The sequence below is a fragment of the Vibrio sp. 1401 genome (assembly GCF_033340295.1).
The window spans coordinates 1-563 of sequence record NZ_JAWOWF010000671.1 but is presented as its reverse complement, the minus strand read 5'-3'; the positions used below and the strand labels follow the sequence as shown (position 1 = coordinate 563).

Genomic DNA, 563 nt, shown 5'->3' with positions numbered 1-563 from the left:
GAGCTAACGTAAACTCATCCGGTTTTCTCGCATGAGTCGCGTGCGATTTGATGATGGCAAGCGGGGTAAGATTTTGGTGGCGCGCCGTTTCTTCATCCATCAAAATCAACGCGGCTGCACCATCGGAAATGGCACTGGAGTTCGCCGCAGTCACTGAGCCTTTTTTATCGAAAGCGGGTTTGAGCTGAGGAATTTTTTCTAGATCGATGGAGCGAGGATGCTCATCATAATCGAGATGGGTTGTGGCAGTTTTTGTCCGGATGTCAATAGGCGCAAGTTCATCATCAAACAAACCGCGCTCTTGCGCTTCTAACGCACGTTTTGCAGACATGGTTGCCCACTCATCCATTTTCTCACGGCTAAATTTGAGCCTATCTGCAATTTTCTGAGCGTAAACGCCCATCAAGTGCCCTTCGTAGGCATCCTGCAATCCATCGAGAAACATGTGATCGTAAGTGGAGTGATGCCCTAATCGCATGCCATTGCGCGCCTCTTTCAACAAATAGGGCGCATTCGTCATGCTTTCCATACCTCCAGCAACAGCCGTTCGAATGGTGCCAGCT

The 563-nt window shown here is 49.6% G+C and carries 1 pseudogene; it reads right to left on the bottom strand.

Annotated features, from left to right (window positions below):
- Positions 1-563, bottom strand: a pseudogene (locus R7Z77_RS27490) (acetyl-CoA C-acetyltransferase); the annotation flags it as partial.